The following is a 1,465-nucleotide window of genomic DNA, read 5'->3' on the forward strand; positions in this document are numbered from 1 at the left end:
GAAAGTAGACTATCAAATACGATAAATTATATCTTAAGCTCAAGTGAAAAGTATCTTCTCTTAATATTGAAAATTTGTTTATTAGCAACCATATATATCAAAACTAATCATTTAAAATAAGGATATAAAATGCATTACATTTGGGATGTAGATAGAGCGGAAAGTCATATAGATAAGCTATGTGACTCAGTAAAAGATGTTGAAATAGCAAATTATACTCGTAAGATGGATTTGGATAAGATACCTGTCAACAAAGCCTATGAAATGGATGCTGTTCATATCTATGTTGATATTTTAAATCTTGAAGATCTATTGGTCAAAGATGGTGATGAGAATGAAACTTCACATAAAAGGGCTATTAGATTCTTCGATTCACATTTTAGAACCATCAGATACATATTGGATGAGTCCGAGTCTTTATTTGTAGACTTCCACAATCAGCGCCTACATGCCGTCGTCACAAAGCCTTATGATAATGAGAAAGAGCGCTTAGATATAGCCGTTGCCCTTAGTGATTTGATTATTGATGCCGTCGCTCAGCAGAAACAAGATAGTAACGACAATTACATCGATGCAGCGACGATCAGAGTGGGTATCGATTCTGGTATCGCTTTAGCTGTTAATAATGGCCGAGCCAAGAATAAAGAGCCTTTGTTTTTAGGTAACCCCGCCAATCATGCTGCAAAGCATGCTGCAGGTGACAAAAAAGGGATTTACCTCACTGCTAATGCAAGGGATGTTCTTGAACTGTCCAAAGTGGCTGCTGACAAAACAAAGACATCAGCGTTGACTTCTGATGAGATCAAATTATCAGTTGAGCGCACAACGCTACCGAATGGTTTGTCCCTTGAGAGTGTTAACGAGAACGCGCCTGAGCCTAAACTATTAAAAGATTTTCAGTTCTCGCGGGCAGCATCACCTTTAGAGGATTTTGACTTTAATAAGTACTACTATAAGACGGCTAAAAGACAGGAGTTGGTTTCTTTGTATGCCGATATTGATGGATTTACAAACTATGTAAACGTCAATATGGGTTCAGAGCAAGGTAAAAAGAACATTGTCCGCTGTTTGCACGTAATCAGATCAGAGATGGATGATTGCATCAATACTGATTTCAAAGGTAAGCGGGTTCGTTTTATTGGCGACTGCATGCATGCCATTATCTGCGAAGGTAGTAATAAACAGACAGACAGACTAAAGACAGTGGAAGTTGGCACTGAGGCGTCAGGCGGTATTAGAAGCAGCTTTAACCTATCACTAGAAAAGCTTAACGATAGATTTGGTATTCAAACCGACGATTTGGGTTTGGCGATTGGTTATGAGCTGGGTGATGTGTCTAATCTTAGAGTGGGCCAAGAGGGTTTGGATAATAGTACGCGTTTTTCATTAGGGATATCTACGATAGCCTCCGAAAAAGAACAAATGCAGTGCGAACACGAAACAGAGACGCGCATCGGTGAAACAG

1 protein-coding gene is annotated in these 1,465 nt (G+C 39.2%); it reads left to right on the forward strand.

The window, feature by feature from the left end:
- Positions 1–129: 129 nt before the first annotated feature.
- Positions 130–1,465: transcriptional regulator (locus ACT3QP_RS14755; protein WP_444526022.1), on the forward strand; the 1,336-nt coding region annotated here is incomplete at its 3' end.

The organism is Psychrobacter sp. AOP7-B1-24 (assembly GCF_052376215.1).
Classification (GTDB): domain Bacteria; phylum Pseudomonadota; class Gammaproteobacteria; order Pseudomonadales; family Moraxellaceae; genus Psychrobacter.